This window comes from Inhella crocodyli (genome assembly GCF_004004565.1).
Classification (GTDB): Bacteria; Pseudomonadota; Gammaproteobacteria; order Burkholderiales; family Burkholderiaceae_C; genus Inhella; species Inhella crocodyli.
Genome location: NZ_SACM01000001.1, coordinates 836,598 through 851,621 on the forward strand (window position 1 = coordinate 836,598; position 15,024 = coordinate 851,621).

Annotated in this window: 11 protein-coding genes and 2 tRNA genes; 7 read left to right on the plus strand and 6 right to left on the minus strand. The window is 65.6% G+C overall.

The annotated features are described in order from the left end of the window. The first annotated feature begins 19 nt into the window (after positions 1–19). Genes lptF through EOD73_RS03920 form a run of 4 tightly spaced genes read left to right on the plus strand, consistent with a single transcriptional unit; the run spans position 20 to position 3,529 of the window. Positions 20–1,111, plus strand: coding sequence for an LPS export ABC transporter permease LptF (gene lptF, locus EOD73_RS03905; RefSeq protein ID WP_127681039.1), 1,092 nt, complete (start codon positions 20–22; stop codon positions 1,109–1,111). Then, entirely contained in the window at positions 1,108–2,214 is a 1,107-nt protein-coding gene (gene lptG, locus EOD73_RS03910) for an LPS export ABC transporter permease LptG (RefSeq protein WP_127681041.1), read from the plus strand. The genes lptF and lptG overlap by 4 nt, the downstream gene beginning before the upstream one ends. Further along, positions 2,211–2,588, plus strand: coding sequence for a sirohydrochlorin chelatase (locus EOD73_RS03915; RefSeq protein WP_127681043.1), 378 nt, complete (start codon positions 2,211–2,213; stop codon positions 2,586–2,588). Before lptG ends, EOD73_RS03915 begins: the two co-directional genes overlap by 4 nt. Further along, complete coding sequence (locus EOD73_RS03920; protein WP_127681045.1) at positions 2,585–3,529, plus strand: CysB family HTH-type transcriptional regulator; 945 nt, start codon at positions 2,585–2,587, stop codon at positions 3,527–3,529. The genes EOD73_RS03915 and EOD73_RS03920 overlap by 4 nt, the downstream gene beginning before the upstream one ends. Positions 3,530–3,535: 6 nt before the next feature. On the opposite strand, the gene EOD73_RS03925 is transcribed toward EOD73_RS03920, so the two are convergent. Further along, positions 3,536–4,255: a hypothetical protein gene (locus tag EOD73_RS03925; RefSeq protein ID WP_127681047.1), complete on the minus strand. Its 720-nt coding sequence runs from the start codon at positions 4,253–4,255 to the stop codon at positions 3,536–3,538. A gap of 54 nt (positions 4,256–4,309) precedes the next feature. On the opposite strand from EOD73_RS03925, the gene EOD73_RS03930 reads away from it, so the two are divergent. Then, complete coding sequence (locus tag EOD73_RS03930) at positions 4,310–5,002, plus strand: glutathione S-transferase N-terminal domain-containing protein (RefSeq protein WP_127681049.1); 693 nt, start codon at positions 4,310–4,312, stop codon at positions 5,000–5,002. Positions 5,003–5,012: 10 nt separating this feature from the next. Here EOD73_RS03930 and EOD73_RS03935 read toward each other — a convergent pair. From EOD73_RS03935 to EOD73_RS03955, 5 genes are all read right to left on the minus strand, one after another. After that, a tRNA-Arg gene (locus EOD73_RS03935) sits at positions 5,013–5,089 on the minus strand. A gap of 52 nt (positions 5,090–5,141) precedes the next feature. Further along, on the minus strand, positions 5,142–7,121 hold the full coding sequence (locus EOD73_RS03940; protein ID WP_127681051.1) for an OPT family oligopeptide transporter: 1,980 nt from the start codon (positions 7,119–7,121) through the stop codon (positions 5,142–5,144). A gap of 108 nt (positions 7,122–7,229) precedes the next feature. Next, positions 7,230–7,306, minus strand: a tRNA-Pro gene (locus tag EOD73_RS03945). A gap of 18 nt (positions 7,307–7,324) precedes the next feature. After that, positions 7,325–10,549 (minus strand): UvrD-helicase domain-containing protein, encoded by a 3,225-nt coding sequence (locus EOD73_RS03950; protein ID WP_127681053.1) that lies wholly within the window; start codon positions 10,547–10,549, stop codon positions 7,325–7,327. Further along, a complete protein-coding gene (locus tag EOD73_RS03955; RefSeq protein ID WP_127681055.1) occupies positions 10,546–13,113 on the minus strand; it encodes a PD-(D/E)XK nuclease family protein in 2,568 nt (855 codons plus the stop codon). The genes EOD73_RS03950 and EOD73_RS03955 overlap by 4 nt, the downstream gene beginning before the upstream one ends. 116 nt (positions 13,114–13,229) lie before the next feature. Between EOD73_RS03955 and trxA the strand changes: the two genes are divergently transcribed. Then, positions 13,230–13,559, plus strand: a complete 330-nt coding sequence (gene trxA, locus EOD73_RS03960) for a thioredoxin TrxA (RefSeq protein WP_127681057.1) — start codon at positions 13,230–13,232, stop codon at positions 13,557–13,559. 147 nt (positions 13,560–13,706) lie between these two features. After that, positions 13,707–14,972 carry a transcription termination factor Rho gene (rho, locus tag EOD73_RS03965; RefSeq protein ID WP_127681059.1) on the plus strand — a complete coding sequence of 422 codons (1,266 nt, stop codon included), beginning with the start codon at positions 13,707–13,709 and terminating at the stop codon, positions 14,970–14,972. Positions 14,973–15,024 lie beyond the last annotated feature (52 nt).

Genomic DNA, 15,024 nt, shown 5'->3' on the forward strand with positions numbered 1-15,024 from the left:
GGCTGAATAAAGCTGAAGCATGTTATTGGATACCACTTTTCGCAAAGACCTCTCTCGGGGGTTCGGCGTCACCCTCGTCGTGCTGGTGACGATCGTGGTCACGGTCATGCTCATCAAAACCCTGGGGCAGGCCGCGGGGGGCCGGGTGGCGGCCCAAGACGTCGTGATGCTGTTGGGCTTTGCCGCCCTCAGTCAGTTGCCTTTGGTGCTGACCTTGTCCCTCTTCATCGCCGTCGTCTCCACGCTGTCGCGCATGTACCGCGACTCCGAGATGGCCGTGTGGCAGGCTTGCGGTGTGCCGGTGCGGCGCTTGACCCAGCCGCTGCTGAAGGTCGCCTTGCCCGTGGTCGCCGTCATTGGCGTGTTGGTGATGGTGGCTTGGCCTTGGGGGAACGCGCAGTCACAACAGTTGCGCGACCGCTACGAAAAGCGAAGTGACCTGTCTCGGGTTGCGCCGGGGCAGTTCCAAGCGTCGCGGGACGGCAGCAAGGTCTTCTTCATCGAGCGGGATTCCGACTTGGCGGGCGTGGGGCGCAACGTGTTCATCCTCAGCCAACAAGGACCTCGCGAGTCGGTGACCACGGCCGCCACGGGCCAAATCGTTTGGGACGAGGGCGACCGCTACCTCGTGCTGCAGCAGGGCCAGCGCAATGAAAGCGATGCCGCCGGGCGCACTGGCACGCTCGCCCGCTTCGACCAATACCGGGTGCTGGCCGACCGCCAGACGGCGCGCAACTTGGATGAATTGCCCCCCAAGGCCATGGACACCATGGCCCTGACGCAATCGACGCAAGCCCGGCACCGGGCTGAGTTGGTTTGGAGGGCCGGCATGGTGATCGGCGCCCTCAACCTGGCCCTGCTGGGACTGGGCTTGGCGGCCACCAACCCGCGGCGGCCCAACAGTTGGGGGCTGCTGCTGGCCCTGCTGGTGTTCGTGGTCTATTACAACTTGATCAACCTGTCGCAAAGCTGGGTGGGCCGGGGCAAACTCGACGCCCTGGAGGCCATGGCCATCGTCCACGGCGCCGCATTCGCGGTGGCCTTGCTCTTACTGACTTGGCGAGACGAGTCGATCCGGTTTGTTCCGCCGTGGCGCCGGAGGATCGCGTGAAAACCGTCCGACGCTTGCTCTACCGTGACGTCGTGGTCACGGTCATGTTCGTGGCGCTGGCGTTCATGGCGCTGTTCTTCTTCATCGGCTTCGTGGAAGAGTTGGAGCGCTTGCGCCAAGGCGCTGGGCCCGCGCGCGCGGCGGCCCTGGCGCTGCTGGACTTGCCAGGGCAGTTCTACGAGGTCTTCCCGATTGCGGTGCTGATCGGCACGATCATTTCTCTGGCGCGCATGGCGCAATCCAGCGAGTTCACGATTCTCCGAACCGGTGGCCTCGGGCCGGGCCGCGCGCTGGGCCTGCTGAGCCTCCTGGCCGCAGGGTTTGCGGTGCTCACGTTTGTGGCGGGCGATTGGCTGGCGCCGGCGGCCGATCAATGGGGCCAGCGCTTGCGTGCCAGCGGCAACCAGGGCCTCCTTCAGCAAGCCGGTGGCGCGTGGCTGAAGGACCGCCAGCCCCAAAGCGACGGCACCGAGCGGCTCTACACCGTGAGCGTGGCAGGCGCCAGCTTGGATGGGCAATTGGAGCGGGTCCGCGTGTTTGCCTTCGACGACCAAAACCGGCTCTTGGAGCGCTGGGAGGCGCCGAAGGCGCTGGTCGATGGCAACGGGGCTTGGGTGCTCTTGGACGTTCGGCGCCTGCGCTGGCCCAATGCCATCCAAACGCCAGACGTACTGGAGGAGCACCTGCCCCTGCTGAATTGGCAAAGCCGCTTGACGCGCAGCGTGGTGTCGGCGGCACTGCTCAAGGCGAGCGACATGTCAACGGCCGAACTGTTCACGTACACCCGCCACCTGTCGGCGCAAGAGCAATCGGCGCAACGCTACGAGATTCAGTTCTGGCGCAAGGCCTTGTACCCCTTGGCATGTTTCGTGATGGTGGCCCTGGCCCTCCCGTTCGCGTACCTCCACGCCCGCGCCGGTGGCATCAGTGCCAAGGTCTTTGGCGGCATCATGCTGGGCATCAGCTTCGTGCTGTTGAACAACTTGGCAGGCCACGTGGGCTTGCTCAAGAACTGGACCCCCTGGGCGGTGGCCGCCGCCCCGAGCCTTTTGTACTTGGCCTTGTCCATGAGCGCCTTCACCTGGCTGGTACGTTACCGATGAGCCGCGCCCTGATCCTGCTGGCGCACGGGGCGCGCAACCCGGCCTGGGCCGCGCCGTTCGAGGCCGTCGTCGAGCGCATTCGCGCCGTGCAGCCAGCCTTGACCGTGCGTCTCGCGTTTTTGGAGTTGATGCCCCCTGACTTGACGACGGTGCTCCACGAACTGGCGGAAGCCGGGACGACCGACATCGAAGTGATGCCGATGTTTTTGGGTGGCGCCGGCCACGTGCTGCGGGACGTGCCCCCCATCTTGGAGGCTGTGCAAGCCGAACGGGACCTTCGCATCCACATGCACCCCGCGCTCGGCCAGTGGGCCGGCATGGTGGAGGCGATGGCGGCAGTCTGCTTGTCCGTGCTTCAGGGACCACGCCCATGAACCTGCAGCAGTTTCGCTACGTGGCCGAGGCTGCCCGCCGCGGGTTGAACTTGACCGAAACCGCCAAGGCCTTGCACACGTCGCAGCCGGGGGTGTCCAAGGCCATCCTGGAGTTGGAAGAAGAACTGGGCATCGACATCTTCTCCCGCCACGGCAAGCGCCTGCGGCGCATCACCGACCCGGGTCAGCAAGTGCTCAAGAGCATCGACCTGATCCTGCGCGAGGTGGCCAATCTGAAACGGATCGGCGAAGAGTTTTCCCGCCAAGACTCGGGTCAGTTGTCCATCGCCACCACACATACCCAAGCCCGCTACGTGCTGCCGGGCCCGTTGGCGCAACTTCGAAAACAGTTTCCCAAGCTGCAAGTCAGCTTGCACCAGGGCAACCCGAAGCAGGTCGCGCAGATGGTGCTGGAAGAGGCCGCCGTGATTGGGCTGGCCACCGAATCGCTGGACGAGTTCGAAGACTTGGTGTCGCTGCCCTGGTACGAGTGGCAGCACGTGGCGGTGATGCCCATCGACCACCTGCTGGCGTCCTCGGAATCCCTGACGCTTGCCCAGTTGGCCGAGCACCCTTTGATCAGCTACCACCCCGCCTTCACGGGACGAACACGCATCGACCGGGCGTTTGCCGCTCGGCAACTGGTCCCCAACGTGGTCTTGGAGGCCATCGACGCCGACGTCATCAAGACGTACGTGCGCGCGGGCTTCGGCGTGGGCCTTGTGGCTGAAATGGCCGTGCGCGACGAGGGCTTGACGCCCGACCTGGTTGCCCGGCCCGTGGGCCACCTTTTCGGCCAGAACGTGGCCCGCGTCGCATTCAAACGAGGCGTTTACCTGCGCAACCACGTGCTGGCCTTCGCCAGCTTGCTGTCCGACCGACTCAGCGCACCTCTGCTGCAGCGCGCCTTGGGGGGCGGCACCGTGAACTACGAGCTCTGACCCCACTCACGCGCCAGAACCTGGCGCAGGCGGGGTGGACGATGGGAAGGTCGACGTATCGGTCGGGGCCCACACAGGCTCTGTCACCCGCTTGTTCAACGAGAGGGCCTCGCGGGCTGCCACCTCGGCCACGCGCATCAAACCTTGCAGTTGGGTCAGGTCGATCTCGGGCATTTGGTGTCTCAAGTAGAGGTTGCCCCGCTGCGTCAGCATGACAAAGGGGTGCCCCGCCGGCACAAGGTCCTGGCTCGCCAGCGACAGCACATCGGTCAGGGCGCCTGCAAGCCATTCCTGGATCATCTCTGGAGACGCCCCCAAAGCACCAAAGCGCTGCTTGACCACCTTGCCCGACCACTGCTCCAAGCGCGGGAACATCACCAGCCAGCGCATTTCCTCGGGCGTGTCGGTGTCGATTCGCGTCTGCAGGGTGTCCGTGTAGGCCTCGAACACTTGGCCTTCCAGTCGGTCCATCAAGCTGCGCTCGATGACCATGACCTGCAGGTCGGATTTCAGCTTCAGGTCCCACCGCATGCGCAGTTCAGCGCCCTGCACGTAGTCGCGCTGAGGCGGGCCCCACTCGATGAGCAGGGGCCCCAAGTGGTTCTGTGGCTCCACGATGCTGCAGCCGTCGCCAGCCTCGTCGTCTTCCAGCGTGAACTGGGCCCCGCGCTTGGCGGCCCAGTCGGCCACCGGTTTCCACTGCGAAGCGCTGGTCCGCAGCTTCATCCAATGCTTGACCTGTTTGAGTACCATGAGGTTGCAACGCCATCGGAGACCGAGATGATCGAAGTCTATTCGTGGGGCACCCCCAATGGGCACAAAGTGCACATCATGTTGGAGGAGTGCGGCTTGCCCTACCGCGTGCACCCCGTGGACATCGGACGCGGCGAACAGTTCGACCCAGCCTTCCTGCGCATCAGCCCGAACAACAAGATTCCGGCCATCGTGGATCCGGAAGGCCCCGATGGACAACCGCTGTCCCTGTTTGAGTCTGGGGCCATCCTGCTGTACCTAGCCGGCAAGACGGGGCGCTTCTTGCCCGACTCCGTTCCCGACAAGTACGAGGTGCTGCAGTGGCTGATGTTCCAGGTGGGGAGCATCGGCCCCATGCTTGGGCAGGCCCACCACTTCCGGATGTACGCCACGGAGAAGTTGCCTTACGCCATCGATCGTTACAGCAACGAAGCCAAGCGCCTGTACGGGGTGATGAACAAGCGCCTGGGGCACAGCCCCTACCTGGGCGGCAAGGCCTACAGCATCGCGGACATGGCGGTGTGGCCCTGGCTGCGCAGTTGGCGGCAACAGGGCGTCGACATGAACGACTACCCGCACCTCAAAGGCTGGTTCGATGAACTCGACAAGCGACCCGCCGTGCAGCGCGGGGTGCATGTGTTGTCCGACCAGTGGCGAGGCCTCACCGACGAGCGCGCCCGGCAAGCGCTCTTCGGCGCCGAGCAGTACGCGCGCAAGTAGCCGAAGCGGTTGGCCCGGCGGGAGGGACTCGAACCCCCGACCTGCGGCTTAGAAGGCCGCTGCTCTATCCAGTTGAGCTACCGCCAGCCGAGCTAACTCAGGGCCCCATCCAAGCAGCCCTGAGTCATTGTGGCGCCACTTAGGCGAGTGCGACGTTCAAGATGGCGTTGCCGATGCCCATCAAGGCGGCACCAGCGATCAGACCGGCGCAAATCGGCTCCAGTCCGTCGACCCAGATTCGGTGTCCCTTGGTGCCTGCCGTCTTGTGCTTGCGGCCCATGAACCAGAACAACAGTGCACCCACCCACATGGTGAAGGTGTACTCGGGCGGCAGCACCACACCCAGACCAATGGCCACGGCCGAGATGCCAAACTTGCCCTTGAATTTGACCCGGAGCAGTTCAATCACGATGGCCGCGATGGCAGCCGCGATCATGCTGATGAGTGCCGATGCCGGCAGCTTGGACAGTCCGTTGGCGATCAGGTCGGCCACGCCCTTCCATTGCAAGGCGGCCGGCATCGCGAACTGGTCGGTGAAGATGGTCGCGGTGCTGCGCAGGCCTTGACTGTCGGCTGGCAAGAAGAGCAAGAAGAACAGAGGCACGCAGCACGCGATGCCGGCAACATTGCCAATCACATGGCCGATGGCTTGGTGACGAGGCTTGCCGCCGAGCATGTAGCCCGGCTTGATGTCCGACAACAAGTGCGCCGTGTTGCTGGCGATTTCCGAGGTCATCGCGGCCGGTAGCAGGTTGCTGGCCGGGTTGGCGCGGTCGATGGCCCCCATCGTGAACTGCGTGATCTTGGCCATCGAGCCCGTGGGCACCCAAGAGGTCAGGGCCACGGAGTTGGTGCCAATGATCGTCAAAACGAAGATCAGCGGCAGCGACACCAAGGCGATCCAGAAGGGGACGCCGAAGAAGGCATGGGTCACCCATGCGCCGAGCAAACTGGTCACCGGTACGCCGATGTAGCTCACCCAAAGCGGCACTTCGATGTGCTTGAGCACATCGACACCATCGGCGGATTTCTTGGCCCCGCGCTTGAAGATGCCCTTGAAGATTTCCGGCTTGGCAATCAAGCCGACCAGCGCCCCCACCACCATCATGGTGACACCCCACCAGAGCGACCATTGGTTGACGATTTCAGAGCGATTGATGGGGATCACGGTACCGTCGGCTGCCGTTCGCGGCACGATGTCTCCCAGTTGGATCATCAAAGGCGCCAGCACCCCAAAGTTGATGACGGCGCCGATCAGGCAGCTCGTTGCCACGGCAATGCCCATCAAGCCGCCGACGCCAATCATGGCAACGTCCAGCGTCAAACGCAGACCCAACTGACGAACGTCGGTACCCAAGATGGTGGGGATCAGACCATCGGCCTTGGCGGCCCAAATGTAGTAGTACTCGTCCAGTCGCTCGCGGAAGTGCCACACCTGCTTGACTCCGGCCCACTGGTCCAACATCAGCACCTTGAACTGAATCAGCTTCATCCAACCCGTGCTGACCAGCGCTTGGTAGACAGCCGCCCCACCCGCAACGTAGCCGAGCAGCCGTGCCTTGAACATGCCCTCGCCAGCGTTGCCGTTGTAGAGCGAATCAAGCACCACGCCGCAAGCGCGCCCTTCAGGGAATGGGGCTTGGTCGTCGTTGATGAACTTGCGCTTCAACGGGAAGGCCAGCATCACGCCGATCAGCGACACCACAAACAGCCAAATCATCAACTGCCACCAGGGAATGATGACGCCCGTGACCACCATCACTGCCGCCAAGCTGGAGTACAGCGGGCTGACGACGTAACCCGAAGCTGTGGCAATGGACTGCGTGCAGTTGTTTTCCAGGATGGTGAAGTCCTTGACCACGCCACTGTTGGCCAGGGCCCGGAACAGCGCGAAGGCCAGGATCACAGAGGTCAAGCCGACCCCCACGCCAATGCCAGTCTTGGCACCGATGTACAGACCGGTGGCCGACAGAACGCCCCCCAGCAAGAATCCGGTCAAGGCCGAGCGCAAGGTGAGTTGCGCCATGTCGCCTCGGTAAACGTTCTCCAACCACCAGCGGTCTTTCTGCTCGCGGGTCCAGGTGGCGACTTGTTCGTCGGTCAGGTTCAAGAGGGCCATGCCATCCTCGTACTGGGGTAAACGCTGATATTTCTGGGCCCTGAAATGCAAAACGAGGACCTTGTGGGTCCTCGCGCAGGGGCCGAAACGGCAAGTTCAACGGTGAATTGGTCGGGGCGAGAGGATTCGAACCTCCGACCCTCTGCTCCCAAAGCAGATGCGCTACCAGACTGCGCTACACCCCGACAACCAAGCCCGCCATTCTAGTCGGCCTCGTGCACCCGACCATCGGCGCTGATGAAGGCTCCCCGAACAAGCTCGCCGGGCTGCATGGCCGCCACCGCGGCGAGGTAGGTCTTCATCTGCACCAAGTACGCGGGCTGCCGCAAGGGCTGCAGGTTCAGCTTGTAGTCCAAAACCCACCAAGTGGCCGGTCGACCGCCTTGCGCCGGAAGCTTCACCAACCGGTCCAGCCGAAGGTCCTTGCCTTCGTGCACCACGGCCACCTCGTTGCCCGACCACGCGAGGGGCTCGGCACCCAGGAAGGCGCGCGCGTGCGGGCTGTCCAGCACGGCATCGGTGGCGCGCGCCAGCGCCATCGCCCCTGCGCCGTCCAAGGCATACATCTGGCTGGCGGCAGCGCACCACGCGGCGCGCTCATCGCGCGCACCGGGGCGTGTGGCCCACTCCAGAACCCGGTGCCAAGCCTCGCCGAGCGTGGCCGCGCGAGGGTCTGCGGCCTCGTCGGTCACGACAGGCTCAGGGCGAGGCGCAGCATGCCATTCGGGCAGTCGCCAGACCGTTGTCGCCACGGGCGCCTGTGGCGATACAAGACGCGCCGCCGGGTCCGGTTGGGGCCAACTGGGTGCCTGGTCCATGCCCAACAACTGCCACCAGCTGGTGGCGTTGGCGCTGCGCGACCACCGGGTTCGGCTGACGATCAAGCGATGGCGCGCCCGGGTCAAGGCCACGTACAAGCCATTGAGTTCCTCGCGCTTCCGCTGTTCACGCTCGTCGTCCATCAAGCCTTGCAGCAGCGGCGGCGGCCTCGCCTCGCTGGCGACGAAGGCCACCCGTCGGGGCTTCGCGCTGTCGACGGGCCAATCGATCAGCAGGGTTTGCGATTGCGCCTTGGGCGGTGGGGCATCGGCGTCCAGCAAGACAACGGTGTCGGCTTCCAGGCCCTTGGCGCCATGCACGGTCAGCAGGCGCACCCCTCGCCCGCCCAATGGCGGCTGCCAGAGGGGGTCTCGCTCTCGCAGGGCACGGACAAAACCGTACAGGCTCCAGAAGCGCCCGGCTTGGAGGTTCAGCGCAAGGGTCAAAAGGGCCTGCACCGCCGCCCACTGCGATTCGGCTTGGCTGGCCGGCAGGCACGCGGCCAACCGAGCCTCCACATCGGCCTCCCGAACAATGCCGACAAGGGCCTCGAACGGCGGTGCATCTCGCCACGTTGTCCGCCAGGCGCACCAGAGTTGGGCCGCTCGCGCCAAGGCCGGCGAGCCGGCCTCGTCCAGCGTCACCAGGGTGTCGGACCACGCCCGTCCTTCGGCCGCGTCGCACAGGGTCAGCAAATCTTCACTGGTCACGCCGAAGATCGCGCTGCGCAGTGCACAGGCCAAGGCCAAGTCATGGTCGGGTGAGGCCAATGCGTCCAAAACGCTCACCAAGTCCCGCACGATGGGCACTTCGAGCAAAGGCTGCTCCTCATTGGCCTCGGTGGGGATGCCACGCAATCGCAGGGCCTCGGCCAACAGCAACAGACCGCTTCGTTTGCGGGCCAGCACCATCAGCGACGAGGGCGATGCCCCCTCCTCGACCAACAGGCGCGTGACCGCGGCGGCCACCCGCTCGGCCTCGGGCTGCCGCCGGGCGAGTTCGGGCTCGCGGCGGGCCTGCGTCAGGCTCGGTCGCCAACCCTCTTCCGCCGCCCCTTCACCGCCGCCTGCCGCTGGGGCATCCGGTTCGTCCAGGGCCCAGACGCCGGCCCAGGTGGGTTGCTCCTCAGGCCCGGTGTGGGCGCGAAAGCCGCGGTAGGCCTGTGCCGCACTCAAGCGCGCAAAGCAACGATTCACCGTCTCCCGGACGGCGGGGCCATTGCGGCGCGTGTGGTCGCAGTCCAGCAAATGCCCTTGAAGGCCCTGCGCGACGAAGCGTTGGGCCTCCAGAAAGACCCTCGGCTCGGCGCGCCGGAAGCGGTAAATGCTTTGTTTGGGATCGCCCACCAAGAACACCGAAGGGGCGCTGGCCCCCGCTCCGCTGTAACTGGACAGCCAACCCGACAGCGCCTGCCATTGCAAGGGACTGGTGTCTTGGAACTCGTCCACCAGCAGCAGGCGCACGTGCACATCCAATCGCTGCTGCAACCAAGCTGCGGCATCGTCCTGGGCTAGCAAGGCACAGGCCCCCTGCTCCAAGTCGCTCATGTCCACGAGGCCACGCTCGCGCTTCAAGTCGGCCCAGGCCCGCAAAAGCGCACCAGCGAGTCGGCCAACGGCCAGGTGGTCCCGCCGCGCCGCCTGCTGACGCCGCGCGGCTTGAATCAAGGCCAATTGCTCCACCAGGCTGCTCAGCCCTTCGACCTCGCCCAGCTTTCGGGGCTCGCGCTTCTCCGTGAAGAGCGCTCGCCAGACGGCCTCAAAGCGCTCGACCGGGTCGCTCAGCGCCAGGGCCTGCTCCAGGGCCGTGGCGGCATCCCTCGCCTTCTTCCCGGCCGATTGCCCCAGGGTCCGCGCCATGCAGGTCAGTTGTGTGTGCAAGGCTTGCACCAGTTCGGCGCCATCGTCCTCGGCCCGCAATCCCTCCGGAGCAGGCACCGCTTCCCAAAGCGAAGGGCCTGCGCGCTCGATCTCCACGCGCTTTCCCCAGGCGGCCAAGAGCCATTCATCCAACGCGCGGCGACCATGCCGTGCAGCGACCCCCAGGTAATCGGCCTGCAGGCCGGGATCGGCGCTCAACGCGGCATGCAGGCGCCGCCACAGCGGCCGCGCCAAGCTGTTTTCGTCGTCGAGCAACTGCAACTCGGGCGACAGACCGAGTTCGACCAGCGTGGAGGCCGGCGCCGACCGCAACAACTGGGCGAACCACGCATGAAAGGTCAAGATCGCCACGCCCTGCGGTGCCTGGCGCAAGCGATCGGCCAGCCCGGGCAGCAATGCCGCCTGCACCTGCGCGATGTCACTGGACACGCCGCGGTCGATCAAGGCCTGCACACGTTGGACTTCGCCGGCGGCGGACAACTCGTCCACCAGTACCCCCAGCCGATCTCGCATTTCGGCCGCGGCCTTGCGCGTGAACGTGATGGCCACGATCTGCTCAGGCGGCACGCCGTCGAGCAGCGCCCGCAGCAGCCGCGACACGAGCATCCAAGTCTTGCCCGCACCCGCACAGGCCTCGACGACCACCGAGCGCGATGGGTCGCAAGCCAGTCGGTAGAACTCGGCCGCGGGCACGACCCGACCGTCCGCTCGGTAGGCCAAGCCGCTCATGCCGAACTCCAATCGTCTTTCCGGCACACCCCACGTGCCGCGCAGTGCTCGCAGGCCACGCCCTCGCCCAGCGCTCGCAGGGGCTCGCCAGCGTGCAGCTGACGCAGGTCCTCGGCCAAGCCATCGACAAGCTCACGTGCGGCCTGCGGGGTGTCGGGGCAGGCCAGGGCTTGCAAGCTGCGCGTCTTCGAGTCCACGGCCAAGTAGGCGGCGTCTTGCACCGGGTCCCCCAAGTGAGCCAAGAGGGCGGCATAGAACGGCAGCTGGGGGTCGGTCTCGACGCGCGCCTTCAAGCTGCTGGCTGACCCCGTTTTGAAGTCCAGCAGTTGAGTGCTTCCATCAGCCAGCACGTCGACCCGGTCGGCCCGTCCGATCCAAATCACCGAAGAAAGCAGCGGGTCTTCGGCCCACACGGGCCCTTCAAGCTGTCGCTCGACGGCCTCTACCCGGCGTCCCGCTTTCGCCTCGGCCGGCCACCACGACAGGTAGGCCGGTCCCCATCGCTGCAACAGCGCCAGGAAGGGCCACACCTCTTGTGCTGGCACTCCTTCGCGCTCCAGCACTTGGCGACAGGCCGCGTCCCAGTGCACCACCGGGTCGCCCAACTCGTGCGCGACCTGCAGCACGGCGTGCAGCCAACGCCCCCAGTCTCGTGGATCGGGGTCACGATCGATCTCATCCGCCTCGCCCAGCCCCAAGCGAACGCGGGCAAAGAATTGGTAGGGGCAATCGCGAAGGGCTGCCACTTGGCTGGCCGACCAGCGCTTGGGCAACCAGCCAGGCAGCGCCACCTGCGCGCGCGACGCCGACGCGGCGGTGGTTGCGACAGGCCGCCGCGCCTCTTCCGCATCGACCCAGGGGCTGGCGAACGCGGCGCGCATGCGCTGAAGTGGCGGCGCCCAGTCCAATGGCACGCCATCGCCGTGTCGCGCGTGCACGCAAACCACTTGGGGGAGTCGCGCCAGCTGCTGCAAGGCCGCCCACTGCTGCGCCTGAGCCGCTGGCAGGTTGGGCAAGTCCAACTCGGCGGCCGTGCTCTGCCGAAGCAGGGCAGGTGCAACCCGACCCAGCGACCAACGCCCCACATCCACACCGGCCAAGACGGTCGCGGCGAATGGGCGCAGTGCTGCCCGGTTCAAGGGGGTGATGACAACGTGGGGCGCCCCAAGGTCTTCGCTGGTCGGCGTGGCATCCTGAAGGGACTCGTCCACCCAGTCCAACCATTCAGCAGCGTCCAACACCTGGTCCATCAGGCCCTCGGCCGCGCTGCCCGGCCAAGGGGAGCGACTGAGCCAGAGGGTTTCCTTGCAGGCCCGCCAAGTCGCTTGATCATGGGCCGTCCAGCGGGACTCCTCGAGTGCGAGACAAGCCGCCAGCATCTGCCGCAGGCCCAGCAGCCACTGCTGCAAGGGCCGCCGCGCTCCACCGGCTCGCAGGGGCTGGGTCACCTCCAACAAGCGGCGCCATGCTTGTGCTGGCGCCCTGGCGGGGACCGATTCGCCCCAGCGCTTGACCCGCTGCCGTCGCGCCCAGGCTTCCAGAGGGGAAACGCCCTCCAGCCCGACCGGTGCCAACGGGCTCTTGGCCCAGGCCAGCAAATCGTCCATGTTGCCCAGCAAAGCTGCGCGAACGGCATGCCGCAGTGCCGCCGCGGGCCCGGTGGTGGCCAAGCTGCCCCCCGTTTCGTCCTGCACCTGCACGCCATGGGGCAACAGCAGCGCCTTGACCTGGCGCATCAGCGCGCGGTCGGTGGCCGGCATCAGCACCGGCCGCACGTCCTGCGCCAGAAGGCGAAGCACCTGCCCGGCCGCAGCCGCTGGCAGGCTGCCCGCCTCGTCCACCTCATGCACACGCCATGGGCTCGCCACCTGCAAGCCCCCAGGCCCGGCCACCTCGAGCCGCAACGCCGGCACCAGCGCTTCGCTCAGAACCGCTCGCGCCAAATGATCCGGCCGGCCCGACTCCAACAAGATCCACGCGCTCGCCTGGTGCTCGAACAGAACGTCTGTGGCTGGCGGCCCGATGTGCTGCGCCCATTCCAGGGCGATCCGAAGCAATTCAGATTCCAACCCGACCGAGACCTCGCGCCGCCAGACCTGCGCGACCCGCAGCCAATACGCCGACCGACCTTGAGGCCCGAGTGATGCAGCGGCCGACTGCAGGGCTTGGGTCAGTTCCAACAACTGGCTGGCATGCAAACGGTCCGCACGCGGATCCTCGCTGCCCAGGCCGCTGCCTCGCAGTCGCGACAGGGCCTGCAACAGGTCCAGCGCCCCTTCGCCAATCAACTCGCCAGGGCGTGCCAACCTGGGGGGGCCGAGCCCCGCGGCCAAGCTGCGGGTGGTTTCCAACCGTGGCAGCCAGGGCCCCAGGGCGGCAAACGCACGGCGTGCGATGGCGAGGTGCTGGGCGAACGGCAACAAGACCACGGCATCGCGCATCGCCACGCTGTGGCGCAACAACCACGCCTGCACCTGCTGGGCGAATTGCTGCCAGAACCCATCAACCGTTGCCCTGCCCTCCCACGCCACCACGCCGTGCTCGACGCGCTCTCCTTGCCCCATGTGTGCGATCCACCCCTTGTGTAAGAATCATTCTGCCCTCACGTGTGGGGCCCAACCTGTCAGCCAAGGTGGCGTCGATGACCCCGCTTGGCCCCACCCCCCGCAAGGAATGCCTCATGAGCAGCGAGTTGATCAAGCATGTGTCGGACGCCAGTTTTGACGCCGACGTCTTGAAGTCCAGCACCCCGGTGCTGGTGGATTACTGGGCCGAGTGGTGCGGCCCGTGCAAGATGATCGCCCCGATCCTGGACGAAGTGGCCAGCGCCACCCAGGGCAAACTGCAAATCGCCAAGATGAACGTGGACGAGAACCGCGAGGTGCCCGCCAAGTTCGGCATCCGCGGCATCCCGACCTTGATGCTGTTCAAGGACGGACAACTCGCGGCGACCAAGGTCGGCGCCTTGTCCAAGGCGCAGTTGCAACAGTTCCTCGACGCCAACCTGTAAACTGCGCGTCCGCTGGGTTCCGGTTCTCGGAACCCAGCATCCCGGCCCGCCATGCCTCGGCGATTCCCGGCCCTCTTCCCCACCCAGCCTTCAGTCCAGTGCCACGCACCCAACCGGGTGCCCTTCGCTGGAGCCAGCTGACACCCCATGCACCTTTCCGAACTCAAAGCCCTGCACGTTTCCGCCCTCATCCAGATGGGCGAGGAGCTGGAGATCGAGAACGTCAGCCGCCTGCGCAAGCAAGAGCTGATGTTTGCCATCATGAAGAAGCGCGCCAAAGCCGGCGAGCAGGTCTTCGGCGATGGCGTGCTGGAGGTGCTGCCCGATGGCTTCGGCTTCTTGCGCTCGCCCGACACCAGCTACATGGCGAGCACGGACGACATCTACCTGAGCCCCAGCCAAGTGCGGCGCTTCAACCTGCACACCGGCGACATGGTCGAAGGCGAAGTGCGCGTGCCCAAGGACGGCGAGCGCTACTTCGCGCTGGTCAAGGTGGACCGCGTGAACGGGCTCTCCCCCGAGGAGAGCAAGGCCAAGATCATGTTCGAGAACTTGACCCCGCTGTTCCCCACGGAACAGTTCAAGCTCGAGCGCGAGAACTTCAAGGGCGACGGCAACATCATCGGCCGGATCGTCGACCTGATCGCTCCCATCGGCAAAGGCCAGCGCGCCCTGCTCGTCGCGCAGCCCAAGACGGGCAAGACGATGATGATGCAGCAGTTGGCACACGCCATCACGGCCAACCACCCTGACGCCCACCTCATCGTGCTGCTGGTGGACGAGCGCCCCGAGGAAGTGACCGAGATGCTGCGCACCGTGCGCGGCGAGGTGATCAGCTCCACCTTCGACGAACCTGCCGCCCGCCATGTCCAGGTCGCCGAGATGGTGATCGAGCGCGCCAAACGCTTGGTGGAACTCAAGAAGGACGTGGTCATCCTGCTGGACTCGATCACGCGCCTGGCCCGGGCCTACAACAACGTGCTGCCCAGTTCGGGCAAGGTGCTGACCGGCGGTGTCGACGCCAACGCACTTCAGCGTCCCAAACGCTTCTTCGGCGCGGCGCGCAACGTGGAGGAAGGCGGTTCGCTGACCATCATCGGCACCGCGCTGATCGACACCGGCTCCAAGATGGACGAGGTGATCTACGAGGAATTCAAGGGCACCGGCAACTGCGAAATCCACCTGGATCGCCGCATGGCCGAAAAGCGCGTCTACCCCTCGATCTTGATCAACCGCAGCGGCACGCGCCGTGAAGAGCTCCTGTTGAAGCCGGAGATCCTCCAGAAGAGCTGGATCTTGCGCAAGCTGCTCTATCCGATGGATGAGATTGAGGCGATGGAGTTCCTCATCGAAAAGATGAAGGCCACGAAGAACAACCACGACTTCTTCGACCTGATGCGAAAAGGCGGCTAACACCTGCGGCCTGCGTTATACTCGCAGGCTTTTCGCGCATTGCGCACTCAAA

Bases quoted from the DNA above. Each gene is read 5' to 3' on its own strand.
- lptF (WP_127681039.1), top strand. From the start codon at position 20: ATGTTATTGGATACCACTTTTCGCAAAGACCTCTCTCGGGGGTTCGGC.
- EOD73_RS03915 (WP_127681043.1), top strand. From the start codon at position 2,211: ATGAGCCGCGCCCTGATCCTGCTGGCGCACGGGGCGCGCAACCCGGCC.
- EOD73_RS03920 (WP_127681045.1), top strand. From the start codon at position 2,585: ATGAACCTGCAGCAGTTTCGCTACGTGGCCGAGGCTGCCCGCCGCGGG.
- EOD73_RS03925 (WP_127681047.1), bottom strand. From the start codon at position 4,255: ATGAAGCTGCGGACCAGCGCTTCGCAGTGGAAACCGGTGGCCGACTGG.
- EOD73_RS03930 (WP_127681049.1), top strand. From the start codon at position 4,310: ATGATCGAAGTCTATTCGTGGGGCACCCCCAATGGGCACAAAGTGCAC.
- EOD73_RS03940 (WP_127681051.1), bottom strand. From the start codon at position 7,121: ATGGCCCTCTTGAACCTGACCGACGAACAAGTCGCCACCTGGACCCGC.
- EOD73_RS03950 (WP_127681053.1), bottom strand. From the start codon at position 10,549: ATGAGCGGCTTGGCCTACCGAGCGGACGGTCGGGTCGTGCCCGCGGCC.
- EOD73_RS03955 (WP_127681055.1), bottom strand. From the start codon at position 13,113: ATGGGGCAAGGAGAGCGCGTCGAGCACGGCGTGGTGGCGTGGGAGGGC.
- trxA (WP_127681057.1), top strand. From the start codon at position 13,230: ATGAGCAGCGAGTTGATCAAGCATGTGTCGGACGCCAGTTTTGACGCC.
- rho (WP_127681059.1), top strand. From the start codon at position 13,707: ATGCACCTTTCCGAACTCAAAGCCCTGCACGTTTCCGCCCTCATCCAG.